28 protein-coding genes are annotated in these 25,102 nt (G+C 66.8%); 18 read left to right on the top strand and 10 right to left on the bottom strand.

Translation table 11 applies throughout. From position 1 onward, the window contains the following. Positions 1 to 187 precede the first annotated feature (187 nt). The 3 genes from NKT36_RS04995 (at position 188) to NKT36_RS05005 (ending at position 2,531) form a co-directional block, all read left to right on the top strand. Positions 188 to 619 carry a hypothetical protein gene (locus tag NKT36_RS04995; protein ID WP_327052852.1) on the top strand — a complete coding sequence of 144 codons (432 nt, stop codon included), beginning with the start codon at positions 188 to 190 and terminating at the stop codon, positions 617 to 619. 852 nt (positions 620 to 1,471) lie between these two features. Next, a complete protein-coding gene (locus tag NKT36_RS05000; RefSeq protein ID WP_327052853.1) occupies positions 1,472 to 2,128 on the top strand; it encodes a helix-turn-helix domain-containing protein in 657 nt (218 codons plus the stop codon). A 58-nt stretch (positions 2,129 to 2,186) separates the two neighbouring features. Continuing rightward, positions 2,187 to 2,531 carry a helix-turn-helix transcriptional regulator gene (locus tag NKT36_RS05005; protein ID WP_327052854.1) on the top strand — a complete coding sequence of 115 codons (345 nt, stop codon included), beginning with the start codon at positions 2,187 to 2,189 and terminating at the stop codon, positions 2,529 to 2,531. 214 nt (positions 2,532 to 2,745) lie between these two features. Here the strand turns inward: NKT36_RS05005 and NKT36_RS05010 are convergent, their stop codons facing one another. Beyond that, positions 2,746 to 2,994, bottom strand: a complete 249-nt coding sequence (locus NKT36_RS05010; RefSeq protein ID WP_327052855.1) for a HalOD1 output domain-containing protein — start codon at positions 2,992 to 2,994, stop codon at positions 2,746 to 2,748. Between the two features lie 343 nt (positions 2,995 to 3,337). Here NKT36_RS05010 and NKT36_RS05015 point away from each other — a divergent pair, with 343 nt between their 5' ends. Genes NKT36_RS05015 through NKT36_RS05025 form a run of 3 tightly spaced genes read left to right on the top strand, consistent with a single transcriptional unit; the run spans position 3,338 to position 6,372 of the window. Then, positions 3,338 to 4,372, top strand: a complete 1,035-nt coding sequence (locus NKT36_RS05015; protein WP_327052856.1) for a thiamine pyrophosphate-dependent dehydrogenase E1 component subunit alpha — start codon at positions 3,338 to 3,340, stop codon at positions 4,370 to 4,372. Continuing rightward, a complete protein-coding gene (locus tag NKT36_RS05020; RefSeq protein ID WP_327052857.1) occupies positions 4,369 to 5,379 on the top strand; it encodes an alpha-ketoacid dehydrogenase subunit beta in 1,011 nt (336 codons plus the stop codon). The genes NKT36_RS05015 and NKT36_RS05020 overlap by 4 nt, the downstream gene beginning before the upstream one ends. After that, positions 5,380 to 6,372 (top strand): NAD(+)/NADH kinase, encoded by a 993-nt coding sequence (locus tag NKT36_RS05025; protein ID WP_327052858.1) that lies wholly within the window; start codon positions 5,380 to 5,382, stop codon positions 6,370 to 6,372. It abuts the gene before it with no gap. Positions 6,373 to 6,426: 54 nt separating this feature from the next. On the opposite strand, the gene NKT36_RS05030 is transcribed toward NKT36_RS05025, so the two are convergent. Further along, positions 6,427 to 8,082, bottom strand: coding sequence for a 2-oxo acid dehydrogenase subunit E2 (locus tag NKT36_RS05030; protein WP_327052859.1), 1,656 nt, complete (start codon positions 8,080 to 8,082; stop codon positions 6,427 to 6,429). A gap of 254 nt (positions 8,083 to 8,336) precedes the next feature. Between NKT36_RS05030 and NKT36_RS05035 the strand changes: the two genes are divergently transcribed. Continuing rightward, positions 8,337 to 8,612, top strand: coding sequence for a hypothetical protein (locus NKT36_RS05035; protein WP_327052860.1), 276 nt, complete (start codon positions 8,337 to 8,339; stop codon positions 8,610 to 8,612). 131 nt (positions 8,613 to 8,743) lie between these two features. On the opposite strand, the gene NKT36_RS05040 is transcribed toward NKT36_RS05035, so the two are convergent. Further along, complete coding sequence (locus NKT36_RS05040) at positions 8,744 to 9,418, bottom strand: helix-turn-helix domain-containing protein (protein ID WP_327052861.1); 675 nt, start codon at positions 9,416 to 9,418, stop codon at positions 8,744 to 8,746. An 87-nt stretch (positions 9,419 to 9,505) separates the two neighbouring features. Here NKT36_RS05040 and NKT36_RS05045 point away from each other — a divergent pair, with 87 nt between their 5' ends. After that, positions 9,506 to 10,231: a cupin domain-containing protein gene (locus NKT36_RS05045; protein WP_327052862.1), complete on the top strand. Its 726-nt coding sequence runs from the start codon at positions 9,506 to 9,508 to the stop codon at positions 10,229 to 10,231. A 284-nt stretch (positions 10,232 to 10,515) separates the two neighbouring features. Here NKT36_RS05045 and NKT36_RS05050 read toward each other — a convergent pair whose 3' ends face one another. The 3 genes from NKT36_RS05050 to NKT36_RS05060 all read right to left on the bottom strand — a co-directional run bounded on the left by NKT36_RS05050 (position 10,516) and on the right by NKT36_RS05060 (position 12,549). Continuing rightward, positions 10,516 to 11,664, bottom strand: coding sequence for an acyl-CoA dehydrogenase family protein (locus tag NKT36_RS05050; protein WP_327052863.1), 1,149 nt, complete (start codon positions 11,662 to 11,664; stop codon positions 10,516 to 10,518). Between the two features lie 148 nt (positions 11,665 to 11,812). After that, positions 11,813 to 12,181 carry a type II toxin-antitoxin system PemK/MazF family toxin gene (locus NKT36_RS05055; protein ID WP_327052864.1) on the bottom strand — a complete coding sequence of 123 codons (369 nt, stop codon included), beginning with the start codon at positions 12,179 to 12,181 and terminating at the stop codon, positions 11,813 to 11,815. Beyond that, positions 12,178 to 12,549 carry a MarR family transcriptional regulator gene (locus tag NKT36_RS05060; RefSeq protein ID WP_327052865.1) on the bottom strand — a complete coding sequence of 124 codons (372 nt, stop codon included), beginning with the start codon at positions 12,547 to 12,549 and terminating at the stop codon, positions 12,178 to 12,180. Before NKT36_RS05060 ends, NKT36_RS05055 begins: the two co-directional genes overlap by 4 nt. 57 nt (positions 12,550 to 12,606) lie before the next feature. Between NKT36_RS05060 and NKT36_RS05065 the strand changes: the two genes are divergently transcribed. From NKT36_RS05065 to NKT36_RS05075, 3 genes are all read left to right on the top strand, one after another. After that, on the top strand, positions 12,607 to 12,732 hold the full coding sequence (locus NKT36_RS05065) for a hypothetical protein (RefSeq protein WP_327052866.1): 126 nt from the start codon (positions 12,607 to 12,609) through the stop codon (positions 12,730 to 12,732). Between the two features lie 163 nt (positions 12,733 to 12,895). Then, the gene (locus tag NKT36_RS05070; RefSeq protein WP_327052867.1) at positions 12,896 to 13,192 is read left to right on the top strand and encodes an AbrB/MazE/SpoVT family DNA-binding domain-containing protein; all 297 of its coding nucleotides are present in this window, start codon (positions 12,896 to 12,898) and stop codon (positions 13,190 to 13,192) included. Then, positions 13,189 to 13,629, top strand: coding sequence for a PIN domain-containing protein (locus tag NKT36_RS05075; protein ID WP_327052868.1), 441 nt, complete (start codon positions 13,189 to 13,191; stop codon positions 13,627 to 13,629). Before NKT36_RS05070 ends, NKT36_RS05075 begins: the two co-directional genes overlap by 4 nt. 665 nt (positions 13,630 to 14,294) lie before the next feature. On the opposite strand, the gene NKT36_RS05080 is transcribed toward NKT36_RS05075, so the two are convergent. Next, complete coding sequence (locus tag NKT36_RS05080; RefSeq protein ID WP_327052869.1) at positions 14,295 to 14,531, bottom strand: hypothetical protein; 237 nt, start codon at positions 14,529 to 14,531, stop codon at positions 14,295 to 14,297. Between the two features lie 408 nt (positions 14,532 to 14,939). Here NKT36_RS05080 and NKT36_RS05085 point away from each other — a divergent pair, with 408 nt between their 5' ends. The 6 genes from NKT36_RS05085 (at position 14,940) to solA (ending at position 20,306) form a co-directional block, all read left to right on the top strand. Then, the gene (locus NKT36_RS05085) at positions 14,940 to 15,260 is read left to right on the top strand and encodes a NifU family protein (RefSeq protein ID WP_327052870.1); all 321 of its coding nucleotides are present in this window, start codon (positions 14,940 to 14,942) and stop codon (positions 15,258 to 15,260) included. A gap of 468 nt (positions 15,261 to 15,728) precedes the next feature. Further along, positions 15,729 to 16,952, top strand: a complete 1,224-nt coding sequence (locus tag NKT36_RS05090) for a S1C family serine protease (protein WP_327052871.1) — start codon at positions 15,729 to 15,731, stop codon at positions 16,950 to 16,952. Positions 16,953 to 17,060: 108 nt separating this feature from the next. Then, the gene (locus NKT36_RS05095) at positions 17,061 to 17,288 is read left to right on the top strand and encodes a hypothetical protein (RefSeq protein WP_327052872.1); all 228 of its coding nucleotides are present in this window, start codon (positions 17,061 to 17,063) and stop codon (positions 17,286 to 17,288) included. Between the two features lie 28 nt (positions 17,289 to 17,316). Then, positions 17,317 to 18,261, top strand: a complete 945-nt coding sequence (locus NKT36_RS05100) for a hypothetical protein (protein ID WP_327052873.1) — start codon at positions 17,317 to 17,319, stop codon at positions 18,259 to 18,261. Between the two features lie 218 nt (positions 18,262 to 18,479). Further along, positions 18,480 to 19,061 carry an LURP-one-related/scramblase family protein gene (locus NKT36_RS05105; RefSeq protein WP_327052874.1) on the top strand — a complete coding sequence of 194 codons (582 nt, stop codon included), beginning with the start codon at positions 18,480 to 18,482 and terminating at the stop codon, positions 19,059 to 19,061. Between the two features lie 99 nt (positions 19,062 to 19,160). Continuing rightward, positions 19,161 to 20,306: an N-methyl-L-tryptophan oxidase gene (solA, locus tag NKT36_RS05110; protein ID WP_327052875.1), complete on the top strand. Its 1,146-nt coding sequence runs from the start codon at positions 19,161 to 19,163 to the stop codon at positions 20,304 to 20,306. A gap of 82 nt (positions 20,307 to 20,388) precedes the next feature. On the opposite strand, the gene NKT36_RS05115 is transcribed toward solA, so the two are convergent. Continuing rightward, positions 20,389 to 21,618, bottom strand: coding sequence for an MFS transporter (locus NKT36_RS05115; protein ID WP_327052876.1), 1,230 nt, complete (start codon positions 21,616 to 21,618; stop codon positions 20,389 to 20,391). 172 nt (positions 21,619 to 21,790) lie between these two features. Further along, positions 21,791 to 23,041 (bottom strand): MgtC/SapB family protein, encoded by a 1,251-nt coding sequence (locus NKT36_RS05120; protein ID WP_327052877.1) that lies wholly within the window; start codon positions 23,039 to 23,041, stop codon positions 21,791 to 21,793. Positions 23,042 to 23,391: 350 nt separating this feature from the next. On the opposite strand from NKT36_RS05120, the gene NKT36_RS05125 reads away from it, so the two are divergent. Next, positions 23,392 to 24,426: a formyltransferase family protein gene (locus NKT36_RS05125; RefSeq protein WP_327052878.1), complete on the top strand. Its 1,035-nt coding sequence runs from the start codon at positions 23,392 to 23,394 to the stop codon at positions 24,424 to 24,426. Here the strand turns inward: NKT36_RS05125 and NKT36_RS05130 are convergent. After that, positions 24,393 to 25,067, bottom strand: coding sequence for a DNA methyltransferase (locus tag NKT36_RS05130; protein WP_327052879.1), 675 nt, complete (start codon positions 25,065 to 25,067; stop codon positions 24,393 to 24,395). The two genes, NKT36_RS05125 and NKT36_RS05130, sit on opposite strands and share 34 nt — an antisense overlap. Positions 25,068 to 25,102: the final 35 nt, after the last annotated feature.

Below are 25,102 nucleotides of genomic sequence, written 5' to 3' on the forward strand. Positions count from 1 at the left end.
GCCGTGCGCTGTACGTCACGACGCTCGGCGATACATTCTCCGTCGTGACGGTGCAGGCGCGTTCGATGACCGTCTCCTCGTACGGACATCGCTTCCGGGATGCCCCGTCACCAGCTTGCAATCCGTCGTGGTGCAGTGGAACGAGAGTAAATGTATTTAGCAGGAGATGGAAAACAAGCGTTCTACGATGCCCTCCAACCGCCGGTCGGTCTTGCTCGGCAGTAGCGCGTTCGTCTCGTCGCTGGCAGGATGTATGGAGCTGGGAACTTCAACGCACACGGTCGACCTCAACCTCTACAACTACACCGCCGAGCGTCAACCACTCAAGATCGAGATCCTCCGCGAAGATACCGACGAACACGGCGCTGGTCTGGTTCTAGGTCGCAAGTTCACGATCCCGGCACCGAAAGCAGGCGACTCAGCAAGCACCATTCGCAAGTCGAACCTCGTAGAACGACGACCGTATCTGGTGCGGACGCTCCTGAAGAATGGGCGCAGTCAGTGGGATCATCACCACTTCTATCCCGGCGAGAACGCGACAGACCCCGAAGCATCCTACATAGACATCCGGGTCTACCAGGACGACGATACGAACGAACTCTACACTAGATTCATGTAGTAGGTCCGCAAGCACGGTCGATAGGGAACAGGTGAATTCGCCGCGTGTCCCTGCTACGTGCCGGGCCGAACGGAGAACCAGTAGGACGCCCCACCGAGGAGAGCATACACGACGCCGAACGAGGCGAACGGTAGGTCACCCCGCACCAGACCCCAGACTGCCTGAACACTCCCGAGAAGGACCATCCCGACCGCGACGAGCGTCCGCAGTTGCCGTTGCTCCATCTGTGTTCGAATCGAAGACACAGCCGAAGATAGTTTCGCCGTTATCCAGCACGCGAACTCTCTCGACAGCGAAGGGCCTACGACGTGGTCGACCGAAGCAGAGCGTCGATACCCGCTTTGGTCACAGGTCGCTCTTACCCACCACCTATCGATTTCCCCAGGAGCACGACGACCGCCGATGAACAGTTCAGAGCGTTCACGAGGCAAAACGACGTCGGGGGTCTAATACCAACCGGACGCATGGTCGAATCGCATCGGGCCGCTGCGACGGTTCCTGGTGACTCACCGCCGTGGTCGGTCCGATGCAGACGTAGTGCGGCTCCCGCACGCCTGCGCGCACCGAAGCAGGCCCCGTCCAACCCACCCTCTCCGAGGAGAACACCAACGATGGGTCTCGATTCGCCGACGGAACGGTCCTCCACCGACCGCTCTCCGGTCGAACGAGCCGGCCTCGAGACGTATCGCATCACCGCATCGGCCGGCAGAGTCGCTCGTCCGGCGCTACTCGTCGTGGGGAGTGAGACTCCTCACGGGACACAGTGGTCGTGGTAAGTGGTTCTGTCGAAGCCCGTAGGCCCGACAAGAGTTGCGAACAGGACTATTAGTCAACAGGTAGAATTCGCCCGTAATGGCAACTGAGGCAACGTTCACCGTTGCGTCGGGCGTATTTCCCCTCGGGACGGTCTTCGAACAGCTCCCGGGGGTGACGGTCGAACTGGAACGCATCGTTCCCGGCACCGACGTGGTGATTCCGTACTTCTGGGTTCGGGGCACCTCGACCGACGACATCCTGGCGGCGTTTAGTGACGACCCGGGTGTGAAGGATATCCGACTTGTCGATTCCGTCGAGGACGAGTACCTCATGCGCGTCGAGTGGATGACGGAGTATACGGGAATCCTGGCAACGCTGGCTGAGCTCGAAATCCCGCTCGTCGAAGCCACTGGTACGAACGAACAGTGGACGTTCGAGATTCGTGGCGATGACCGAGAGGACATCGCCGAATTCCAGCGTCGCTGTCGAGAGCGAGGGATTCCGATTACCCTGACGAAGTTGCAGGAACTACAGCCGGTCGAACCAGGGGCAGAGTCCAGTCTGACCAGTGCCCAGAAAGAAGCGCTGTCGCTGGCCTACGAACGTGGTTATTTCGAGTCGCCCCGCGGTGTGACGATGGAGGAACTCGGGAGCGAACTCGGCATTTCCCAACAGGCTGTGTCCTCACGACTTCGCCGCGGTATCAACCGCGTCCTCAAACGGACGCTATCGGCGTCACAGAGTGAGTCTTAAATAGTGGTTGTATATACAGGAGTCAGTCTGAACGGCGGCAACCGACTAGTGCCAGTCGATGGAATCCAACGACGATCGCTCCCGCGATGAAATGTTCAGGGGTCTCGCGGACAGGCGACGCCGAATCATCCTGAGCCAGCTTCTGACCACCGACGAAGAAACGGTGTCGTTCGACGCGCTCGTCGATCACGTGGTCGTGGAGGAAACCAACTCCCCGCCGCCTGACCGTGACCTGGTCGCGACGTCGCTTCACCATCACCACCTGCCGAAACTCGCGGACGCAGGTCTCATCGACGTCACCAGCGAGCAGGGGTCGATAACGACCACCGACAGAACCCAGCTCGTCGAGTCGTACCTGCCGGTCGACCAAGGCGAGACGAACACGACTGGAACTGAAGAGTAGGTGCGAGCGTTGTCCGTAGAGCGCGTCTGGTTCGGACGGTTCAGCGTGCAAGCTACGCGTCCGCTATTCAGCACGACTGCTGGAAGCTGACACCCGCTGAAGGGGTCAGCAGGGTCAGGTGAGGGTACAGTGTGGCGCGAGACGAGGCGATGGTGCTGTCGCTCTCCAGTTCGCTAGCAGCGTCACTGCGTCCCCCACTGCGTCCCCCTCGTCTCTACTGGCGTGCGTCCAGCGGTTCGTAGACGAGGATGGTGTTGGAGCTACGGACGACGACGAGAAGGTCGTCGACCGTGAACCGGACTTCGACGTGACTCCGTTTGTCCGGGGTCGCGTCGACGAGGTCGTCGAGTGCGTCCGGGTTGAGATGTTCGTACAGCGTGAGCGTGGTCTGGCCGTCGCGACGGTCGGTGACGTCGAGCACGACGTCGACGACGTTGGCCGTCGGCGACTGCGACACGTCCATCGAATAGGACCCGGTCAACGTGTATCGAGCGGGGACGCTCGGACCGGGAGCGTCGGTTTCGGCACCAAACCAGGTGGTCGTTTCGCCGCCAGTCGCCGTACTTGGCATAGAGGCCAATACCACCCCATCGTATTAAGTAATGGATTTCTAAGAGGAATTTAAACGACGTATAATCCGGGCGGTCCGGCGTTCGGAGACGGGATTCGTCGTCGCGAGTACGCTCACCGTCGGCTGAAATCCACAGTGGCGTCGGACGATCGGAAACGTATCCGCGAATCAGCCAAATCGTTCTGTTAGTTTGCGTAACAGTCTTTGAGTGCTGGAACCATACAACGTCCGTTACATGGTAACAATAGACCTGGAGACGGAAGACGGCCAGCGAGAGGCGATGCGGCGGATGTTGACCATCCGTGCGTTCGACACCAAGGCCGGCGAACTGTTCGGCGACGGGGAACTGCCCGGGTTCGTCCACCTCTACATCGGCGAGGAGGCGGTCGCAGTCGGGGCGTGTGCCGCGCTGGGGGACGACGACTACATCACGAGCACCCACAGGGGCCACGGCCACTGCATCGCGAAGGGACTCGACCCCGAGCGGATGATGGCGGAGCTGTACGGGAAGGCCGACGGGTACTGCAACGGCAAAGGCGGGTCGATGCACATCGCGGACGTGGACGCGGGGATGCTGGGCGCGAACGGCATCGTCGGCGCGGGGCCGCCGCTGGCGACGGGGGCCGCGCTGACGTCCCAGCACAAGGGCGAGGACGCGGTCGCACTCGCGTTCTTCGGCGACGGCGCGGTCGCGCAGGGCCAGATCCACGAGGCCATCAACATCGCCGCGACGTGGGACCTCCCGGCGGTGTTCCTCGTCGAGAACAACCAGTACGGCGAGGGGACGCCCGTCGAGAAGCAGCACAACGTCCAGCATCTCAGCGAGACGGCCGAGGCGTACAACATCCCTGGGTTCACGGTCGACGGGATGGACGTCACGGCTGTCTACGAGGCGGTACGGGAGGCGCGCGAACGCGCCGCCGACGGCGACGGTCCGACGTTCATCGAGGCGGACACCTACCGCTACCGCGGGCACTTCGAGGGCGACCAGCAGCCCTACCGGACCGACGAGGACGTCGCCATCTGGCAGGACCGCGACGCCATCGAGTCGTTCAAGCAGCGACTGCTCGACGCCGGGACGCTCACCGAGGAGGAGTTCGACGAGATGGAGGCGACGGCCCAGGAGGAGATCGAAGCCGCAGCAGAGCAGGCGAAGGAAGCCGACTACCCGGACCCGAGCGAGGCGTACGACGACATGTTCAACCAGACCGTTCCCGAGATCAGCGCGTTCGCCGACCGCATGCGGACCGACGGGGGTGAGCGCCGATGAGCACCGACACCGCCAGCGGGAGCGACCCGGCGGACACCGAGGAGATGACGATGCGGGAGGCCATCCGGCTCGCGATGCGGGAGGAACTGGAGCGCGACGACGACGTGTTCGTGGTCGGCGAGGACGTCGGCGAGTTCGGCGGCGTCTTCGAGGTGACGAGCGGACTGGTCGACGAGTTCGGCGAGCAGCGCGTCCGCGACACGCCCATCAGCGAGGCCGGGTTCATGGGCGCGGCGGTCGGCGCGGCGGCGACCGGAAGCCGGCCGGTGGTCGAGATCATGTTCGCGGACTTCCTCGGCGTCTGCTCCGAGCAGATCATCAACCAGATGGCGAAGAACCGCTACATGTTCGGGGGGAAGACCGAGATGCCGGTCACGGTCAGGACGACCGAGGGCGGCGGGATGGGTGCCGCCAGCCAGCACTCGGGCACGCTCCACACGTGGTTCGCACACTTCCCGGGCGTGATGGCGGTCGCGCCGGGGACGCCGGCGGCGGCGAAAGGACTGTTGAAGACCGCGATCCGCTCGGACGACCCGGTGTTCGTCTTCGAGAACAAGATGATATACGAGCAGACGGGCGAGGTGCCGCTGGACGAGGAGTTCACCATCCCGCTCGGACAGGCGAGCGTCGAGCGCGAGGGCGAGGACGTCACGGTCGTGGCGACCCAGCGCATGGTCGGCGAGTCGCTCGACCTCGCGGAGGACCTCGCGGGCGAGACCAGCGTCGAGGTCATCGACCTGCGGTCGCTCTACCCGCTGGACACGGACACGCTCGTCGAGAGCGTGAACAAGACGGGGCGGCTCGTGGTCGCCGACGAGAGCCCGCTCTCGTACGGCACCCACGCCGAGGTCGCGTCCCGGGTCATGGAGAACGCGTTCTTCAGCCTCGACGCACCCATCCAGCGCGTCGGCGTCGCGGACGTCCACATCCCGTTCAGCCCGGCGCTCGAAGAGGAGGTCCTGCCCCACGGCGAGGACGTGAGGGCAGCCATCGACCGGGTCGTCTGAGTGACGACGACAGTCGGCCTCGTCGTCAACCCGGCCGCCGGGCGCGACATCCGGCGGCTCACCGGCGGCGCGAGCGTCAGCAACAACTACGCGAAGCGCCGGACCGCGGACTGCGTCCTCGAAGGGCTCACGCTCCTGGACGACGTCGCGGTGCAGGTCATGCCGGACGCGACGGGCCTCGCCGAGCGCGTCGTCGCCGACACGCCCGACGGCCTTGCGGTCGACCAGCTGGACCTGACGGTGACCGCGTCCGGGCGGGACACGCGGGCCGCGGCTGAGCGCTTCGCCACGGCGGCGGACGTCGCGGTCGTCCTCGGCGGCGACGGCACGAACCGCGACGTCGCCCACGGCATCGGCGACGTGCCCGTCGTGAGCGTCTCGACCGGGACGAACAACGTCGTCCCGACGACGGTCGACGGCACCGTCGCCGGCGTGGCCGCGGCGCTCGTCGGGAGCGGCGCGGTGCCGGCCGACGACGTGACGGTCCGCCACGGGACCGTCGAAGCCACCGTCGCAGGCGACGGCGACGACCGCCACCTCCGGGGGCTCGCCACGGTCGGCATCCTCGACCGGTCGTTCGTCGGGACGCGCGCGATCCTCGACCCCTCGGACGTGGTCGGCGGCGTGGTCTCGCGGGCCGCGCCGGACGAGATCGGGCTCTCGGGCGTCGCGGGCGGACTCGTCACCCACCGGCCGGACGACCCCGGCGGCGTCGGGTTCCGGCTTGGCGGCGACGCCACCCGGACGGTAAGGGCCATCACCGTGCCGGGTACGCTCGCGCGCGTCCCGGTCCGCGAGCACCGCGTCCTCGACGACGGGGAGGCCTACGCGTTCGACGTGGCCTCGGGCGTGGTCAGCGCCGACGGCGAGCGGGACCTCGAAGTGCGGGACGCCGTCGTCACGCTCCGCCCGGTCGCGGACGGGCCCCGCATCGTCCGCGTCGCGGACGTGTTCGAGCGCGCCGCGGCGGACGGATACTTCGGCGAGGGATAAGGCGGCGGGCCGCACGGTCGACGACGGTGGGCCGAGTCCCGGTCGCGCCCTCCGTCAGCGTCCGCCGGCCGCGATGACCAGCGGCCACGGGTCCTCGACGTGGTCGACGAACGTGCCGAGGAAGCGCGCGGCGTCGGCGCCGTCGACGACCCGGTGGTCGAACGACAGCGAGAACGAGATGCGGTCGCGGACGGCGACCTCGCCGTCCCCGGCGGGCACGACCGCGGACCGGATGGCGTTGACGCCGAGGATGGCGACCTGCGGCGGGTTGATGACGGGGTCGAACGACTCGACGCCCAGCACGCCCAGGTTCGAGACGGTGAACGTCCCGCCCGAGAGGTCGTCCATGGTGTAGTCCCCCGAGAGGGCTCGCTGGGTCACCCGCGCTCGCTTCTCGGCGAGGTCGGCGAGCGACAGCGAGTCGACCCCCCGGACCACCGGCGCGATCAACCCGTCCTCGACGTCGACCGCGACGCAGACGTCGTGTGACTCCCGGAGGTGGTGGACGTCGTCCTCGAAGGTCGCGTTGAACTCGGGGTGGGCGTCGAGCGTCGCCGACAGCGCCACCAGCAGGACGTCGGTGACCGACACGTCCGGAGCCAGCGCCTCGTCTGTCGCCGCGGCGGCCGCCAGTAACTCCTCGGCGTCCGCGGTGCGATGTTCGGTGACGTGGACGGCCGTGCGGTCGCTCGCGCCGAGTCGCTGGGCGATGGTGCGACGCATCCCGGAGAGCGGTCGGTCCTCGGTCCGCGTGCCGGGGGGTTCGCCCTCGGCGTCGCCCGCTCCTGATTCCCCGGCACCCGCTCGCTCGGCCTCCGGTTCGCTCGCTTGCGCGTCGGGCCCGCCCCCGGTCGCCGCGCGCACGTCGGCTTCAGTGATGCGGCCGCCCGGCCCGCTCCCGGAGACGCTGGCGACGTCGACCCCGAGTTCGCGCGCGAGTCGGCGCGCGCTCGGCGCGGCGAACACGCGCCCGGCCGGCGTTTCGGGTTCCGTGGCCGCTGCGGCCGACGACTCGGCCGTCGCCTCCGCGGAAGCACCGGATTCGGCCGACTCGGCCGCCTCCGCGGCGTGCTCGGCCGCCTCCGCGGCGGCCTCCACGTCGCCTTCGGTGACCGCGCTCTGCGGTCCCGTGCCCTCGACCGTCGAGAGCGTCACGTCGAGTTCGTCGGCCCGCCGTTTCGCGCGGGGCGAGGCCCGGACCGCGTCTGCGCCGCTGTCCGCTCCGGCCGCGTCGCTTTCGGCGTCGGTCGCGGCCGCTTCGACGTCGCTCTCGGTGACGGCGCCCTGCGGGCCGGTCCCCTCGACGGTTGCGAGGTCGACGCCCAGTTCCTCGGCGCGTCGCTTCGCCCGGGGCGACGCCCTGACGTCGGTCTGCGTCGCCGCCGCCTGCCCGCCGGCGGGCGAGTCGGTGGCCGCCGGTTCGGACGACTCCGCCTTGGCCTCGGGGGAGTCCTCACCGGCTTCGGCGAGGACGGCGTCGACGTCGGCGTCCGCGTCCGCGACGACGGCCATCGGGCCGCCGGGTTCGGTCTCCTCGCCCTCCGCCAGCAGCACGCGCCGGAGGACGCCGTCCTCCCGCGCTTCGACCTCGGCGGTCGTCTTCGCGGACTCGATCTCGGCGATGACGCTCCCCTCCGAGACGTCGTCTCCCTCCGAGACGAACCACTCGACCACGGTCCCCGTGTCCATCTCGAGCCCGAGCTTGGGCATCTTGACAACGTATGACACAGTACAGTCGTACACGTAGCGCCGGAATATAGCCGCTCCGGTCAGCGTCCCGGGCGACAGCGGGGCGACGGGTCGTCGACTGTTGCGGGCGACGGAGGGGGCCGAATGACTGACCTGTCCCCCACCGCTCCCGAACCGTGAGACCCACCTGAGGTCGTCGCTGGTGGTCGTACCACCCGTGGCGACGGAGCGTCGACGCACAAGATACATTGGAGAGGAGTCTGCATTGTCAGGAGATGTCGCCCTCCAGACCGTTCTTCACGTCACCCTCGGGAGCACTCGATACGAGCCAGGTCGTCGACGAAGCAGTCCCCCTCGCGAAGCTCGTCGCGGCCGTCGGTGTGGTCGCGCTCGTCCCGGTCTTCCTGCAGGTTCTACTGGTCGAGATGCTCGGAATCGTTCCCGCACTCGCGGTCCTGTTCACGCTGGCGGCCCAGTTCCTCGCCGCCGTCGGGACCGGTATCGTCCTCATGTACGTCGTCGTCCGTGCGAACCAGCTCGCCGACGAGTGACCGATTGAACGGCGGGACGTCGGTGGCCCGTTCGGGGCGTCGCGGACCCGTTCGGGGTGTCGCGGTCGCGGCGGACGCGACGCGGGAGCCGGTCTCGGGGCAGCGCAAACTGGAACGTCGGTCCTCTCCGGTCAGTGCCGACGCCTGAGGTCGTCCATCACGGCCTGCAGTACCTTCGACTCGGCCTTCTGGAGGTGTTCCGACGCCGTCGGCGGAGCGCAGTCCAGTTCGTCGGCGACGTCGGCGTGCGTCGCCGTGCGTGGACGGTCGTAGTAGCCGAGTTCGAGCGCGACTGCCACGGCGTCGCGCTGTCGGTCGCTCAGTCCCGTCGCGGGGCGCTCGGGACCGCCGTGGAACGGCCCGATCTCCTCGATGCGAACGGCCACGCCGTCGGGAGCCTCGTCGAGCGCGTTCTGGAGCGCGGCGGGGTCGCCGACCACGTGGAAGTACATGTCGCCATCGCGATAGACGATCGGCTTTCGAACGACGATGCCCGGCCTGGTCCGGGCCTCGCGGATCGCGTCGAACATCGGGGTCACCTCGGGCTGCATATCGACGAGGGCGTAGGTCCACTGCTGGTCGGTCGCCGAGAGCCGGACCGACTCGACGCCCGGCGTACCGGGAGCGTCCCTCGCGAACGGCTCCGCGTCGCCGTCGATAGCGAAGAGGACCGTATCGCTGTCGGACACGGTCGTGTTCCACTCCAGAACGCGGGTCTCCCGGATCGCCGCCGAGGCGGACAGCATCGTGTAGAACGGCGGTGCGAGGTCCTGGTCCACGCTGGCCGTCACCCGGAGATGTTTCATTGACGCCTGTTCGAACCGGTCGTCGGATAAACCCACCTCCTATACCATGCAGAAACCCCTCGGCGGGCGCGGCCGAAGTCGCCGACGATGGCTGACAGCGATCCGTCACGCGGCGTCCGTCGAACCGGCCGTCCGCTCGACGACCACGGAGTCCCCATCGACGGGCCGGCGCTGGAACTCCCTCCGAACGGCCCGGCAGCCGACCGCCTGCGGGAATCCCCACGGCCGCTGGCGTCGAACCCCGGCGCGGGGACGTGGGCCACGCTACTCGAACGTCCGGCAGACGGCGAGAGCGACTCACCGGTCCTCTTGCAGTGGCTCGCCCCGGACTCGGCCAGTCCACCGGGACACGTTCACCCGAGCGCGGAGACGTTCGAGGTGCTGGAAGGAACGTTGACGGTCGTCCGCGACGGCAAGGTCCGGCGACTCGACGCTGGCGACGACGTGACCGTCCACCCCGGCGTCGAACACGCCTTTCGCAACGACACCGACGAGTTCGTCGCCTTCAGGGCCGAACTCCCGTCGATGCTGACCGTCGAGTCGCTGTACACCACGTGGGGGCTCGACCACGAGGGAGCCTTCGGTGCCGACGGGGAGTTCGGCGAGCCGGGAGTGCTCCACGGCCTGGTGCTCAGCGAGGACGTGTACGACGATACCGTCATGACGATGGCACCGGTCGCCGTCCAGCGACTCCTCTGGGCCACCGTCGGTCGCGTCGCGAGGGGACTTGGGTACTCGGGAATCGACGAGTCGTACCTCCGCGACGAGTTCTGGCGAAACCACGTCGAACAACCGTCGTTCGACGGCCGGTGACGACTGGCGGCGGCCGTCCGGTGGTCAGGACTCGACCTGTTCCGCGAGCCAGTCGACGGTGACCTCGTCCTGCCCTCGCTCGTTCGTCGTCCCCGGGTCGTCCCCCGGTCCTGACGAACCCGTGGTTCGCGTCCTCGATGGTGTGGAAGTCAGCCCCCTTCTCCCGTGCGACCCGTCGGGCGTCGTCGTACGGCACGACGTCCTCGGCGTCGCCGTGAACCACGAGCGAGGAGACGGCGCTCTCCCGGAACCGCGCTAGAGACGCGATTCGGGTGTCGAGTGCGTCACTGCCGCTGCCGATAGATTAGGTTCCGCTGGACGGCGTTCGCCCCCTCGTAGATGACGGGAACGCGGACGTCGCGGTAGACGCGGGCGACGCGGCGGTCGGTGAAGATGGAGCGGCCGCCGTGGAGTTGCATGGCGCGTTCGGCGCACTCGACGGCGGCCTCCGTCGAGGTGGTCTTCGCGAGCGCGGACCAGTAGCCGGGGTTGTCGCCTGCCTCCACTTTTTCGGCGGCGCGCCAGTTGAGGGCGCGGGCGCGTTCGAACTCGATGAGCATCTCGGCGAGGTCGTGCTGGACGGCCTGGAACTCGTTGACGTCGCGGCCGAACGCCTCGCGGTCGTGGACGAAGTCCCAGGCCTCCTCGATGGCCGCGGCGGCAAGGCCGAGCGCGTGCCCACCGACGACGACGCGGCCGTAGTTGAAGAACTCCGCGAGCATGTAGAAGCCGGTACCCTCGGTGCCGACGAGGTTCGATTCGGGGACGCGGCAGTCGTCGAGGACGACGTGGCCCTGCTTGGACGCGCGGAACGCCATCTTCTCGGGGATGTGCTCGGCGTCGTACCCCTCGGTGTCGGTGGGGACGACGAACAGCGAGTAGTTCGAGTAGCGGTCGTCGGCGTCGTCGGTCTTCGCGTAGACGGTCACCCAGTCGGCCTCGACGGCGTTGCCGATCCAGTACTTCTCGCCGTCGAGCACCCACTCGTCGCCCTGCTTCTCCGCAGTGGTGGTCATGCCGGCGAGGTCGCTGCCGGTCTGTGGTTCGGAGACGGCGAGGCCGGTGAGCTGCTCGCACTCCGCGACGGGGCGGAGGTACTCCTCTTTCTGCTCGTCGGTGCCGTAGCGTTCGACGATCTCGCCGCCGAAGCTGGCGAGTTGCAGGGTGAGCGCGATGCCGCCGTCGGCGCGGAAGAACTCCTCGGCGATGGCGAGCGTCTGCGCGAGGCTCAGCCCGCGCCCGCCCACCTCGGTGCCGAGGTCCTGGGCGACCAGGCCCGCGTCCTGGCCCGCTTCGAGTATGTCGTGGGGGTAGTCGCCCGACCGGAAGTACGCCTCGGCGTTCGGTGCGATGTGCTCGGCGGCGAACTCGCGTGCGTCCTGTTTCACGTCGCGTGCGTCCGCCGGGAGAATGGACTCGTCAAGTAGTTCCATCGACAGTAGTAGGCGCTTCAGGAGCAAATAGCTCGTGGCGGACGTGGACGGCGGACGGCAGTCGTCGATCACGGCGTTCGTTGTTCGGCCGACTCAAGGAACGTCGAGTAACGACGAGGACGCCACTCGATAGCGTTCGAAGCGAAGATCACGGGGGTTGACCGGCCTGCAGTTCGTCGACGAGACCGGCGACTGCGTCATCGACGACGGAGCGTTCGAGACGACCTTGCCAGAGATCGATATCTTCGCGGTCGATCGACTGGACGGCCCACGGGACGATCCGGCTGCCATCCGGTGTTCCACCGCGAGTCCAGCTCTCCTCGGGGATCTCGACGAGGCCGTCCAGCCACGATTTCGTCGTCAGCGTGAGCGCGATGTACTGCTCTCCGTGGAACGGCCGTCCCTCGTGGTTCGAGAGAATCAGCCAGGGACGAGCGTCTTCCTCGTCTTTGAATGGGTCGTCGCCGTTGACGACATCACCGCGCTCGAAGATAGGAGCGCCCTCCTCGTCGGTCACCGTCCGTCCTCCGCGCTCGGATGCGGTTCGTCGGGTGCGTGCTCACGCCACGCGTCCGTGTCCTCTGTCCCAAGGTGGTCGTTGAAGAGTGCGGTCGCCCGCTCGTAGCCACTGTATCCTTCGAGCCGGTCGTCGTCGTCCGTCACTGCCCAGTACGTCGCCTTGTGCTCGACGAGGTCGCGACGCTTCAATCGGGAGAGGGCAGTGCTGACCGCGCCGTCGTCGAGTCCGGTCTGGGAGGCGATCTCGCGTGCCTCGAACGCGCGGTCGCCGTGTGCGGCGAGGAACCCGAGCACCTGATCCGGGACGGAGAGCCCGGCGAGTTCCTCCTCGCTCGCGTTCTCGAACGTGTCCCTGTCGATAGACATCCTCGTGTGTGCATAGCGTGCCCAGAGTTAAGAGTGTTAGCCGTGAAAGCACTGAAAATGGTGAAAGCAATCCGCCATCCGGCAAGGATAGAACAGGACGTTCCATCGAGGGACGAAGGACGATTGTACGACGAGGTTGTTCAGATCCAGACGGGCATCCACGAGGTTGATGACAACTTCTGACGCGCATCACCGATGATTTCCACGTTTCCAGCGATGACAGCCGTGGGCGTCGGTCAAGGGGCGGACGCTCCCGCGTTCAGAAGTGCAAAGAACGAGCGTTGGGTTACCGCCTCAAGGAAGGTATTACGAAAACTCAAGTATTACCAAGGAATACCCATTGCACATGGGAGACTCCGAAGAAGAGACCACCGTCGCCGTCACGAGCAAGGGGCAGGCGACGATTCCGAAGGAGTTCCGGGACAAACTGCACATCGGCACACCGGGCCGAGTGCGATTCGTCGAGAACGAGGACGGGGAGGTCGTCATCCGGCCGGTGAAGCGGCCGTCCGAGCTCCGTGGGGCGCTCGCGTCCGACCGCGAGGAAGGGGAGACGCCGGCCACGGAACTGCTCCGTGAGGAACGCGACCGCGACAGCGAGCAGGCCGAGGAGAAGTTCGGCCAATCGGAACGGGACGGATGACGGTCGTCTTCGATTCGGAGCCGCTGCTGGCGTTCGCGTTCGACGAACCTGGCGCTGGCCACGTCGAGCAGTGGCTCGACCGGGTGTACGACAACGAGATGGACGGATACGTGTCGACGGTCAACCTGGCCGAGTTCCGGTACGTCGCTGCTCGACTGACGTCGGTGGCGAAGGCGGACGCGCACATCGACGACCTTCGGGACATGGGAGTGACGCCGTACGAGGTCGACGGCCTCTGGAAGTCGGCGTCGAACCTGAAGGCCAGGTACAGCCCATCGATCGGCGACGCCTACGCGGTCGCAACTGCGAAAGAGCTCGACGACGAGCGCGAGCATTCGGTGACGCTGCTCGTCGGGGCTGACGACGACTACGACGTCTTCGAGGGGCGCGAGGAGTTCGAGCACCTGATCGAGCGGTTCCGAGATGGGCCGGCGTGAGAGAAAATCGACCGACCGAACCGGTTTTTCTCGGAAGTAGCTTCAAGAACGTTCAGTGGTAGTATCCGCAGGATATTGCTCGTCTACTTGCCTGTAGCACGGCTTCCAGTGCAGAACAAATGGACGGCAAACGAAGATGGTCGCTGTCGGCCCTGTTGAAACCCCAACTCGATGATGAGTTCCAACGACCGTTCTGGATACCGTGCACGGATTAAGTACAGATTCGTTAAATTGCACTTTTGTAACCGAGCGACAACCATCCGATAAGAATAACCAGCCAGATAACCGCCAGAACTCCAACCGCTACGGTTATCAGATTCATGTCGATGTCGCCACATTCCAATAGCCCCTACTTTACTCTGCCGGTAGTTGAGTCGCTGTACACAGAATACAACTTGTGTCAGCTATTAATGAGTCGAACAGAACCTCGGTGTCGGAAGTCGATGTCTAGAGTCGTTTGACGAATTAGCAGAGCACTTCGAGCGAGAACCGAACGGCAGCGAGTACGAGAAAGGCTACGCGGCTTCCCGTGAGGACCTTCCGATCACCGTCGACGACTCGAACGCGGAAACGTGCTCGGGGCAATGAGCGGCGGAGGATGACTGTTGGATAGCTACAGACGCTATCGTCCGTCTCGACACGCCTCGCCAACCATCGTCCAGTCGCTACTCCAGCATCTTCTCTCGCTCGCGCGACCGCGACCCGCCCGACCCGCCGCCGCCGACGAATCGCGTGACGGCGAGGTAGAGCAGGTACACGAGCAGCGCCAGCACCACCAGGCTGATGACGGTGCTGATGAGCCAGGACAGGAAGCCGAGCAGGACGGTCACGACCTTCACGACGACCCAGAGGAGCGCGAGCGCAAGCAGTCCCCAGGCGCCGAGGCGGAGCCAGCGGTTCATACCCGTTTCTTTCGGCTTCGACGGCATGAGTGTTGTCCCGCAGTTCATCGGGTGTGGAACGGCTACGACGCTCGTCCGACGCACGTCGCGGGACGCACTCCCGAGAGCATCTGCAGGCCGTTCCGTAGCACATCACTCCTCGTCGTCGCCTGGCCAAGAACTGCGGCCTGGCTGGAGCGCTGTCGCAGGGAATCGAATCGTGAACTCCCGTCCACGGCGTCGATGACGGCCCGCACTTCCGAGAGAGCAAGAGGAATCTGACGGAGTCGTGGCCACCCGTGAGAGGGGCGGCCCAGGAAAGCTCGTGACGCAGTGATTGAATTGATGCCGTCCGAGTCGATGATTTATGACGGGTCTTCCGCCACCAGAAGGTTCAATTATATAACATATGCTATCGTATGGCGCAGTATGGGTGCTGAAGGCCTCGAACGACGAACGCGGAGTTACCTGAGCAACAACGTGCCACAGATCCAGGAGCACGGCGGCTTCTTCGAGATTCAGGAGGTCGACGACGGCAAGATGACCGTCGCCATCGGGGGTGCGTGCTCGGGGTGTGGCATCGCGCCGATGACGATGAAGGCGATCGAGCACCGACTCCCCAACGAGTTCGACGAGATCTCCGACGTGAGAGTCATCCGGGCAGGTGGTCCGCGCGCAGCGGTGATGCCGACCAAGACGGAGGAGATGGACGAGATGGACGAGTACTCGGACTACTCGCCACCGTTCTGAGCGGGGAGTGGCGTCCACGGTTGCGCGACCGATATCGACCTCTCTCCGCGAGCGAATCGAGCGGGACGGAGAACCACTTCCCGACGCCAGAAGCGAAAGCTGGGGAACGGTAGAACCGTCGAAATCCTGGCCGCAGACGGATGGCAGGAGAGGTCGAAACGGGAGTGGCCGTACGGCGACGTGCGCCAGTCGACCACGCCGCCTGCCGGGGCGATCGAGATCGGCGGCCGGACGGCGGTCGCGAACCGGAGATGTCTCCACTGGTGGACGACACCAGTGCGCGTATCGTGGACTACCGCCGCGTTCTACGGCCCGGCCTGGAATGACGGTCGTCTCCGCCGCACGGTGACGAGAGATTGAACGTGGGAATCGTCCACTACGGCGTCGATAATAGACGATACGCCACTGGGGCGAACGTGAAGGGTACCGAGTAACAAAGTCGCGGTCACTCGTGGAACGGAGAGCGAGATGACCCACAGTACGACGGGACGACTCTTCGTCGGCGTGCTCGCTTTCGCGCTCGTCGTTGCGGGGAGCGCGGGGGCAACGACACGCCCAGCACAGCAGGCGACGACAGCCACCGGCAGCAGCGAGGGTACCGTCGGCCAGGCACAGGACGGGGAGTGCGACTACGCGGAACTGTACGAGGACGTCGCCACGGCAGACGTCGAGATAACGGCGCACAACGAGACGGACGAGTGGGGCGGGTCGGGGTGGATACACGAGATCGAGGACTCGACGGCGTACGTCGTCACGAACTGGCACGTCGCCGAGCAGGGGAATCCGACGGACCTCGACGTGCGGTTCGATGGCGGTCGATGGGTCGAGGGCGAGGTCGTCGGGTCGAGCGCAATCACCGACGTCGCGGTCGTTCGGGTGACGAACGTCCCAGAGTCGGCCACCGCGCTACCAGTCACGCGGGACCCGGCCGAGCGAGGCGAACGGATAGCCGTCTTCGGCCAGCCGTTCCAGTTCAAGGAGACGATAACGGAGGGCATCGTCAGCGGCGTCAACCGCTCGTGGACGACCCAGGGTCCGCGCGGCGTCAACCGCACGATAGCGCCGATGATACAGACGGACGCGAGCGTCGAGTTCGGGCACAGCGGCGGGCCGTGGGTGAACTGCCAGGGCGAGGTCGTCGGGATGACCGTCGGCGGGGTCACGTCGGTGACGAACTTCGGCATCTCGTGGCAGGCGCTCCAGGTCATCGTCCCGGCGTTGACCGACGACGGGTCGTACCCGCTCTCGTATCTCGGCGCCGACACGACCGAGGTGAACGCGACGGTCGCCGAACTGAACGACCTCGCCGTCACGCGCGGGGCCATGGTGGCGACCCTGAACAGGGACAGTCCGGCGCGAGGCGAACTGCGGTCGGCCCACAGTTTCTCACAGCAGTTCAGCGGGTCCAGGATTCCGATCGGCGGCGACGTCGTCCTCGCCGTCGACGGCGTGCCCGTCGAGGACACGGCGGACCTGTTCGGGTACCTCTACCTGGAGACCAGGCCGGGCGAGACGGTGAACTTCACCGTCCTCCGCGACGGCGAGCGCCAAACGGTCGAGGTGACGATGGGCGAGTCTCCGGCGTCCGGGACGACGACAACGAGGAGTACGACCACCGCAACGAGTGGAACGACGACCACGGAGGCGACGACGGAAGCGAGTCGAGAGGCGACACCGACGGAGACGGCCTGAGAGTGGTCCTATCGACGGACGAAACGTGGTCGACGTACTGGAAGACACGACGTCCGAGGCCGACTGGGCAGCAGAGTTAAGCCGCTGAGAAGCTTACGCAATTCAATCATGTTGGAGAGGATACGACGACTGGACCAGGTCACGCGCGTCCAGTACGGCCTCATGTTCATCTTCGGGACGCTGTGTATCGTCGCCGCAGTCGCACCCCTCGAAGAATCCATTCGTATCACGACCGTCGGTACCCTCTTCGGGTTCACTGCCGGGCTCTGGGTCTCGCACCTCGTCCAGGTCCTCCAGCGGGCTGCCGACGTGAGACAAGGCGACGTCGCGGGATGACCACCCGATGACCCAGTCAAAACCAGACATGAACCGATCAGAAGACACGACTCAGTCGGAACCCACCACCGACGCGGAGGCAGGGTCGGCGTTCCTCGACAGCATCGAGTTCCTCACGGGACCGGACCCCAATCTCGGTTCGTTCCTCCTCGTCGTCGGGATGGTGACCACGGTGTTCATCGCGCTGTTCCAGCTCACGCTCCCGGCTCCGGTCTCGACCCTGCTCACGGCCGGCGTGCTGTCCGTCACCGTCCTCAGCGCCATCTTCGGCCTGCTGCTCGACAGCTTCGGATACTTCGACCAGGCGACCACGACCACGACCGCTGCCCCGGCCAGTGAGTCCGACGAACGCACGACGGACGCCAGGCCGTGGGTTCCCGCCGAGAAAACGTCTGCACCCCTTCCGCCGTTGATCAACTTCGACGCCGAGCTCCGGGCCTACGCCGACATGTTCGACGGTGACCTCCCGGAGGCGTTCGACCCGTTCATCAGCGACTACCGCCGCCTGAAGACCAACACGAGGAACCGTGCCACCATCGCCAGCGACCTGCGTGCCGACCTCAACCCGATCGGCGCTCTCTTCGAGGACGGCTCCGAGGGCGACAGGCTCTACGAGGACATTTCCCAGCGCCTCTTCCGGTACCTCGGCGACAGGCAAGAACACGTCACCCTGGACCGCGTCGCGTTCTACGACGAGGAGGGCAACGAGACCGACGTGAGGGCCATCGAGAACCAGCCCGGACGCGTCGAACTCGACATCACCAACGAGGGTGAAGCAGCCGAAGTGGAAGTCAGCGTCGCGCTGTACGACGAGGACAACTCCGTCATCTCCAGCCACACCTACTCCGTGGGTCGCGTCAGTCCCGGCGCCACGAAGACGCTCGACACCGACATCTTCGTGCCCTCGAACGCCGAACGCGCCAGCACGACCATCCGAAGTTCGGAGTCCAGCGGTTCGGGCGCGAGCGTCTGAGCCTACCGAGAGACGCAGGAGAGGACGAACCGAGCGGTGGGCTGCCGGGTCGTCCACGGGCGACGGGAGACGACCGTCGGCTCCTTCCGGTGACCTGACCGGGCCCCAGTGTAAACGAGTCGGCGAGACACCCGCCGACGAGAGAGACCACCGTCGACTGTTTCTCATCTTGAAATTCAAGAGGTGATTTCAAGTCGCCGGGGTTCCCGTAGAAACGTATGGAAGAAAGCAAGCAGTACGAAATCGCGGGCATCGAGCTCTCGGGCGACGAGTTCACCGTCGAACAGAGCCTGGTCCGGAACAAGTACGCCGCGTACGACGCGAGCGGCAACAAGGTGCTCAAGGGGAAACAGAAGCTAGCCAAGTTGAAAGAGGAGTTCCCCTTCACCGCGCCGGACGGGACGGAGGTCTTCACGGTGAAGGCGGGCGGCATCATCGACGTCGCCGGGAACTACCTCCTCACCGACGCCCAGACCGGCCAGGACCTCGTCGTCCTCGACAACGACTACTCCATCTTCCAGGACACCTGGACGGTGCGCGACGCGGACACCGAAGCGAAACTCGCCGAGATCAACTCCCGCGGCGCGATGGTGACGCTGGCCCGGAACTTCCTCCCCTTCGGCGAGATCATCCCGCACAAGTACGAGATAACCGACCAGAACGGCAGCCACGTCGGGTCCATCGACGGACAGCTGTCGCTGAAGGACCGCTACGAGATCACCATCGACGACGCCAGCAACGTCCCGAAGGAACCCATCGTCGCCGCCGCGATGGTCATCGACGCCATCCAGGAGAACTAGGGCGAACGACCGCGGTCACGGCGTTCGAATCACCGCTCCACCGGGGCCGCGACGCAGCACAGCGAGAAGCATTCGAAAGACCGAACAGTCGTCGCGCTGATGTCAGCGCCGATGGTCGACGAAGCGTACGACGTCGTCGTCGGCGGCGTCGGCGGGATGGGAAGCGCGACCGTCTCCCACCTCGCCCGGCGCGGCGCAGACGTCCTCGGAATCGAGCGGTTCGACGTGCCGAACGCCGAGGGGTCCTCGGGCGGAATCACGCGCATCATCAGACGACCGCAGTACGAGGACCCCGCCTACGTGCCGCTCGTCGAGCGGTCGCTTTCCCTGTGGCGCGACCTCGACGCGACGCACGACCGCGACCTGTTCCACCAGGTGGGGTCCGTCGACTTCGGGACCGCTGACAGCGGCGTCTTCGAGGGGTCGCGCCGTTCCTGTCAGGCACACGACATCGAACACGAGGTGCTCACGGGCGACGAACTGAGCGCGCGGTTCCCGGGATACGACGTGCCGGGCGAGTTCCGCGGCGTCTACCAGCCCGACGGCGGCTTCCTCCACTCCGAACAGTGCATCGTGGCGCACGTAGAGGACGCGCACGCCCACGGCGCGACGGTCCGGGCGCGCGAACGGGTCGAAGCCTGGGACGCCGACGAGTCGGGCGTCACCGTCAGGACCGACCGCGGCGAGTACGCCGCCGAGACGCTCGTCGTCGCCGCCGGAGCGTGGACCGGCCAACTCCTGCCCGCGCTGGCCGACCACCTGGAACCGGAACGACAGGTGCTCGGCTGGTTCCAGCCACAGCGTCCCGAACGGTTCGCGCCGGACGAGTTCCCCGTGTTCGTCGCGGACACGCCGGAAGGCCACTACTACGGGTTCCCGGTGTACGAGGTGCCGGGGTTCAAGGTCGGGAAGTTCAACCACCGTGGGGAGACGGGGCGACCGGCCGAACTCGACGACGAGCCGGACCGGGAGGACGAGCGACTGCTCCGCGAGTTCGCGTCGCGGTACTTCCCCGACGGAACGGGGCCGACGATGCGGCTCTCGACGTGCATGTTCACGAACACCCCCGACGAGGACTTCCTCCTCGACATCCACCCCGACCACGGTAACGTCGTCGTCGGCGCCGGATTCTCCGGCCACGGGTTCAAGTTCGCGAGCGTCGTCGGCGAGATCCTCGCCGACCTGGCCCTCGACGGCACGACCGACCAGCCCGTCGACCCGTTCGGCGTCGGGCGGTTCGACTGACCGCCGGTAGGCGGGCGACCGAGCGGCTTCGGGGTAGTCGACCGGTTCGACGCGGACGGGTCGACCGATCGCCGTCGAACGTCTAGTCGCTGAACGTCGGCGCGTGCGACAGGTCGAGGCGCAGGAACGCGGGGAGGGTGACGACGACGATGCCAGCTTCGAGCAGGCCGGCGAGCAGGAACGCCGCGCCGTAACTGCCGTAGCTGGTGACGAGGCTGCCGACGACGAAGCCGGCCAGGAAGCCCAGGTTGCCGAAGACGTTGAACCCGCCCATCGCGACGCCGCGGTCGGCGTCGTCAGCGAGGTCGGACACGAGCGCCATCGTCGCGGGAGAGACGAGCGCGCCGAACACGCCCAGCAGGACCATCGTGGCCCCGGCGAGCCAGACGTTCGGCGCGAGGTACACCGCGACGACGGCGCCGCCGTAGAAGAGCGAGCCGACCGCCACGGGGATCTTCCGGCCGACGCGGTCGGAGAGAACGCCCAGCGGATACTGCAGCAGGGCGAACGGGCCGAAGAACAGACCGAGCATGATGCCAGCGCCCGCTGCGTCGAGCCCGAACGTATCGCGGAAGTAGACCGTGCCGATGAGGGCGAAGAAGCCGGCCGTGAAGCGGTCGACGAACCCGAATGCGAACGGGAAGCTGAGCGCCGGCGTCGCCCGGAGGCGCTCGACGACGTCGCGCAGCCCCGTGTGTTCGTCCGCCGGCGCGCGGTCGACGACGCGCGTCGCCAGGCCGCCGGCGAGCAGGAGCGCGCCGCTCGCGACCACGAGCGGGACGACGGCTCCCGGTTCGTAGAGTTGGCCTCCGACCGGCGCGCCGAGGGCCGTCCCCAGGCCGATGGCGATGCCCGCAGCGCCCATGTTCTGGCCGTGGCCGCCGTCCAGGTCCATCAGCATGGTCATCGACAGGGAGAACGCGCCGATGGTGAGCGCGCCCTGGAGGAACCGCACGAGCAGGAGCGCCTCGAAGCCGACGCCGGGGCGCGGTCCCAGGAGCGCGAGCGCGGCGTAGCCGGCGGCACCGCCGACCGCGCCGGTGACGATGAAGGGGACGCGGCGGCCGGTGCGGTCGCTCAGCAGCCCCCAGAAGCCGGCGAAGAGGACGAACCCCACGAACTCCGCGGTGAGGAACCACGTGCTCGCGTCGAGTCGCTCGGTCGCACCGAGCGCGACGACCAGGTCGGTGACGCCGGGATAGAGCAGGACCTGTGCGAACAGGACGGCGAACAGGATGAGCGCGAGGATGCCGCGGTCGCGCTGCACGGACGTCGTCCCGGAGATCCCGCCTCCTATCGCGTCGCGGACCATTCGAGCGCCTGTACGCACTCCTCGGGATTATAAACGTCGCTCTCCGGCAGGACGTGCTGGCACCGCGTGGCGCGCGACGCCCCGCGACAGCACCACCGCGACGTACGTCGGCACCGGCCGAAGCAGGACGGTCGCGTCGAACGCGTCGCGGGACCGCCGGGCGCACCGGCAGCTAGAGGACGACGACTGCGACCCCGACGGCCAGCACGACGCCGAGGACCAGGGTGACCAGTCGCCCGAGTCGGCGCGTCCCGAGCAGCCACGCGAGGCCGACCTTCACCAGCGTGTTCGCGACGGCGCCGACGACGATACCGGTCGTCGCGACCGTCGGCGATATCTCGCCGTCGGCCGCGAGCGTGCTCAGTGTGAGCGTGATCGCGTCCACGTCGGCGAGTCCGGAGACGAAGGCCGTCGCGTACACGCCCGACGCACCGAACCACGAGTTGGCCGATTCCGACACCAGCAGCACTACCGCGAAGACGACGCCGAAGAACAGTGCCGGTCCGAGCCGGAACGGGTTCGTGACGTCGGCGTCCACCGTCTCCTCCCTGGTCGACCGCCAGTAGAGGACGCCCGCGGCGAGCACCCCCGTGACCGTCATCGCACCGAACGGGACGAGGACGTGAGGAAGCAGCGCCGGATTGACGATGGCGACCTCGACGAGCGCACGGGGGAACATCACGGTCGAGGCGAGGACGGTCGAGAACGCACAGATCCGGTAGAGCGACGGCGACTCCGTCGCCCGCTCGGCCATCGAGACCGTCGTCGCCGTCGACGAGACGAACCCGCCGAGGACGCCGGTGAGGGCGATGCCGCGTTCGGCCCCGACGACCTCGATCAGGACGTAGGCGACGGCGCTCAACCCGGTGACGAACACGACCATGAGCCAGACGTATCGCGGGTTGAGTCCGTACAGGGCGTCGAGTTCGCGGTCGGGCAACAGCGGCAGGACGACGAACACGACGAGGATGAACTTGACCGAGGCGCGGCGTTCGCGGTCGTCGATCCGGTCGACGAACCCGTGGATGGTCCCCTTGGCGGAGAGCAGGACCGTGACGACGCCGCCGACGATGATGGCGAGTTCGGTCCCGCGTCGCGAGTGGGTCGTCATCGCGCCGAGGAGGACGGTGAGGAGGGCGACGGTCAGCGTGGTGAGTCCGACGTCGCCCTCGATGACGACCCTCGCGCCGTACGCCACGGTCAGCGGGACGACGATGACGACGACGGCGACGGGGAGCATCGCCGGGAAGAAGGCCTGGACGAGCGCCCCGTAGAGCGCGAACAGTGGAAACGTGCGGCTTCCGGCGTACGTGCCACCAGACTCGGCGTGCTCGCGTTCCAGACCGACGAGCGCACCGATGCCGAACGCGATAGCGACCCGGAAGACGAGCGTCAGTGCCGAGTCGGTGGCCGGGTCGACCATACCCCGAGAACTTCCCCGTTCGCCGTTGTGAAACTTCGGGCGCGACGACCGGTGCCACTGGCTCGAAGGGGACCGCATCCGACGTCGACGGGTCGACCACGCGAGCGCGTCCGGTGGCAGGGTTCGACGCCGTCGACGGACCGGGCACGTCGTTATACAGCACGTACGACGGCACGTACGCTGTGCTGAACGGTGCAACGGCGGTGAACAGGAGACGCATAACAAATACTTCGCGTCGGAAACGGCAGGATGGAACCATGTGCCCGGCGACCGATCCTCCGTCGAGCGACCCCACGACTCCGTCGGAGGGCGAAGTCGTGTCGAACGAGTCTGCGTCGCGTGGAGGCGCGGTGAGTCGCGGCCGTCAGGCCCACCAGGAGGAGACGCAGGCGGAACCGCTTCGAGTCGGCGTCCTGCTTCCCGGGGAGACGGCCCCGGCGTGGATGCAGCACGCCATCGAACGGATGGTCGCGGAGACGGACGTGGAGATCACGCACGTCGTCGTCAACGAGGCAGGGGGCCCCGACGACCTGAGCGACTTCCTCGCGCAGTTGACCGTCGACGAGTTCCGCGAATACCTCTCGTCGTGTCGCTATCGCCTCCAGCACTACCCGCTCTGGGCAGCGACGGGCGTGCTCCGACAGTTCGGCCCCACGCCGGAGTACCAGCGACCGACGTCGATCGAGAACATCGACGGCGTCGCGGACGCCGACCAGTACCGGTGCGAGCCGGTCCCGGCAGACGGGTTCGGCAACCACCTGCCGACGGAGGTGGCGGAGACGGTCGGTCCGAACACGGACGTCGTCGTGCGGCTGGGCTTCGGCGTACTGAAGGGCGAGTTCCTGGAGATGCCGACCCACGGCGTGCTGAGCTTCCACCGCGGTGACCTGGAGTCGTACCGCGGTCAGCCTGGCGGCCTCTGGGAGTTCCTCCACGACGAACCGACGGCGGGCGTCACCCTCCAGCGCATCGACGACGACCTCGACGCGGGCGAGGTGGTCGTCGAAGACGAGGTCGACATCTCGGACGCCACCACCTGGCGGGAGGTCGAGCGCCGCCAGATAGCGGTCTGCGAGGCGATGCTCGCGGAGGGCGTCGGACGGCTCCGGGACCCGGACCACGAACCGACGACGCCCGACTCGCTCGGGACGCTGTACACCATCCCGTCCGGTACCGACGTCCTCCGCTACGTCGGCAAGACCGCGGTCGGACACCTCCGCTCGCTCGCCTCGGGCGCGGGGGCGTCGGACGCGGACCCGCAGGCGAACCGTCCGAAATGGGAGTCCGGTGGCGACGGTGAGAACACCGCAGACGCCGGCGCTCCCGGCGACACGTCCGTTGCGGGGCGCTCTCAGTCGTCGGATTTCGTGAAGACGAGACAGTAGGAGTGGTCGTAGCCGTATCCGAACCGGCCCCCCTTCTCGTCGGGACTGCCGTCGCCCTCCCACGCGACGACGACTTCGCCGTCGAAGTGGAACACGTTCGAGACGCGCTCCGCGACGTCCCAGGCCAGTGGCGTCACCCGCCCCTCGTGTTTCATGTTCGCGACGTCGACGACGACGCGCCCACCGGGCGCCAGCACCGAGTCGAGGCGGGTGAACGCGGTCTCGACGTCGTCGAGGTAGTCCCCGTAGGTACTCCGACCCGAGTAGTTCTGGAAGGGGTTCCGCTCGTCCGTCCGTTCCATGAACGGCGGCGAGGTGAAACAGCAATCGCAGGGCGGGAACCACGACGCATCCAGGTCGAGCACGCTCCCGTGACGGACGTTCTCCGGCGTCGAGATCTCGTCCCGGACGTGGGCGACTCGGTCGGACTCGTACTCGACCCCGTACGGGACCCGTTCTAGTCGTTCCGCGACCGTCAGCGTCGTCCCGTACCCCGCGAAGACGTCGACAACGTTGTCGCCCGGGTCGGTGTACTCCGTCAGGAAGTGCTCGACGAGCGCGTGCGGGGTCCGGACCTCCGTCGAGTGCCCCGCTGGTAGCTCGTCGTCGTGTGCGTACTCGAACGAGAGTGCCGTGTCCATTATCGCGGAGGTGCGAGAGGAGCGTAATCGGAGTT

The sequence above is a fragment of the Halomicrococcus gelatinilyticus genome (assembly GCA_024227995.1).
Classification (GTDB): Archaea; Halobacteriota; Halobacteria; order Halobacteriales; family Haladaptataceae; genus Halomicrococcus; species Halomicrococcus gelatinilyticus.

Bases quoted from the DNA above. Each gene is read 5' to 3' on its own strand.
- NKT36_RS04995 (WP_327052852.1), top strand. From the start codon at position 188: ATGCCCTCCAACCGCCGGTCGGTCTTGCTCGGCAGTAGCGCGTTCGTC.
- NKT36_RS05000 (WP_327052853.1), top strand. From the start codon at position 1,472: ATGGCAACTGAGGCAACGTTCACCGTTGCGTCGGGCGTATTTCCCCTC.
- NKT36_RS05005 (WP_327052854.1), top strand. From the start codon at position 2,187: ATGGAATCCAACGACGATCGCTCCCGCGATGAAATGTTCAGGGGTCTC.
- NKT36_RS05010 (WP_327052855.1), bottom strand. From the start codon at position 2,994: ATGGACGTGTCGCAGTCGCCGACGGCCAACGTCGTCGACGTCGTGCTC.
- NKT36_RS05015 (WP_327052856.1), top strand. From the start codon at position 3,338: ATGGTAACAATAGACCTGGAGACGGAAGACGGCCAGCGAGAGGCGATG.
- NKT36_RS05020 (WP_327052857.1), top strand. From the start codon at position 4,369: ATGAGCACCGACACCGCCAGCGGGAGCGACCCGGCGGACACCGAGGAG.
- NKT36_RS05030 (WP_327052859.1), bottom strand. From the start codon at position 8,082: ATGCCCAAGCTCGGGCTCGAGATGGACACGGGGACCGTGGTCGAGTGG.
- NKT36_RS05035 (WP_327052860.1), top strand. From the start codon at position 8,337: ATGTCGCCCTCCAGACCGTTCTTCACGTCACCCTCGGGAGCACTCGAT.
- NKT36_RS05040 (WP_327052861.1), bottom strand. From the start codon at position 9,418: ATGAAACATCTCCGGGTGACGGCCAGCGTGGACCAGGACCTCGCACCG.
- NKT36_RS05045 (WP_327052862.1), top strand. From the start codon at position 9,506: ATGGCTGACAGCGATCCGTCACGCGGCGTCCGTCGAACCGGCCGTCCG.
- NKT36_RS05050 (WP_327052863.1), bottom strand. From the start codon at position 11,664: ATGGAACTACTTGACGAGTCCATTCTCCCGGCGGACGCACGCGACGTG.
- NKT36_RS05060 (WP_327052865.1), bottom strand. From the start codon at position 12,549: ATGTCTATCGACAGGGACACGTTCGAGAACGCGAGCGAGGAGGAACTC.
- NKT36_RS05065 (WP_327052866.1), top strand. From the start codon at position 12,607: ATGGTGAAAGCAATCCGCCATCCGGCAAGGATAGAACAGGACGTTCCA.
- NKT36_RS05070 (WP_327052867.1), top strand. From the start codon at position 12,896: ATGGGAGACTCCGAAGAAGAGACCACCGTCGCCGTCACGAGCAAGGGG.
- NKT36_RS05075 (WP_327052868.1), top strand. From the start codon at position 13,189: ATGACGGTCGTCTTCGATTCGGAGCCGCTGCTGGCGTTCGCGTTCGAC.
- NKT36_RS05080 (WP_327052869.1), bottom strand. From the start codon at position 14,531: ATGAACCGCTGGCTCCGCCTCGGCGCCTGGGGACTGCTTGCGCTCGCG.
- NKT36_RS05085 (WP_327052870.1), top strand. From the start codon at position 14,940: ATGGGTGCTGAAGGCCTCGAACGACGAACGCGGAGTTACCTGAGCAAC.
- NKT36_RS05090 (WP_327052871.1), top strand. From the start codon at position 15,729: ATGACCCACAGTACGACGGGACGACTCTTCGTCGGCGTGCTCGCTTTC.
- NKT36_RS05095 (WP_327052872.1), top strand. From the start codon at position 17,061: ATGTTGGAGAGGATACGACGACTGGACCAGGTCACGCGCGTCCAGTAC.
- NKT36_RS05100 (WP_327052873.1), top strand. From the start codon at position 17,317: ATGAACCGATCAGAAGACACGACTCAGTCGGAACCCACCACCGACGCG.
- NKT36_RS05105 (WP_327052874.1), top strand. From the start codon at position 18,480: ATGGAAGAAAGCAAGCAGTACGAAATCGCGGGCATCGAGCTCTCGGGC.
- solA (WP_327052875.1), top strand. From the start codon at position 19,161: ATGTCAGCGCCGATGGTCGACGAAGCGTACGACGTCGTCGTCGGCGGC.
- NKT36_RS05115 (WP_327052876.1), bottom strand. From the start codon at position 21,618: ATGGTCCGCGACGCGATAGGAGGCGGGATCTCCGGGACGACGTCCGTG.
- NKT36_RS05120 (WP_327052877.1), bottom strand. From the start codon at position 23,041: ATGGTCGACCCGGCCACCGACTCGGCACTGACGCTCGTCTTCCGGGTC.
- NKT36_RS05130 (WP_327052879.1), bottom strand. From the start codon at position 25,067: ATGGACACGGCACTCTCGTTCGAGTACGCACACGACGACGAGCTACCA.